This window comes from Shigella sp. FC1967 (assembly GCF_001743005.1).
Taxonomy (GTDB): Bacteria; Pseudomonadota; Gammaproteobacteria; order Enterobacterales; family Enterobacteriaceae; genus Proteus.
Genome location: NZ_MIIZ01001311.1, coordinates 1 through 404 on the forward strand (window position 1 = coordinate 1; position 404 = coordinate 404).

1 rRNA gene is annotated in these 404 nt (G+C 44.6%); it reads right to left on the bottom strand.

The annotated features are described in order from the left end of the window. Positions 1 to 124: ribosomal RNA gene (locus tag BHE89_RS21565) — 23S ribosomal RNA — on the bottom strand; the annotation flags it as partial. Positions 125 to 404: the final 280 nt, after the last annotated feature.

A 404-nucleotide genomic window follows, 5' to 3' on the forward strand; every position in this document is an offset into this window, starting at 1 on the left:
CCCCATTCGGAAATCGTCGGGTATAACGGTTCATATCACCTTACCGACGCTTATCGCAGATTAGCACGTCCTTCATCGCCTCTGATTGCCTAGGCATCCACCGTGTACGCTTATTCGCTTAACCTCACAACCCGAAGATGTTTCTCTCGAAGACGACTTTAAAGGTCATGGCTACACAAGCATCAATTCGTTGTTGGGCAGTGCTCGTAATGCTCACATACTTAAGTATGCTGCGCTTACTGCGCGCTGTCCGCCTAGAATTGCTGTTGTTCGCTCATGACACTCGCCTTGGAGTATCACAAATTCAAGGTCTGAGATTTTGAGAGACTCATCAATATACCTCGGTGATATATTGATTTGTTTTCAATTTTTCAGCTTGTTCCAGATTGTTAAAGAGCATAATA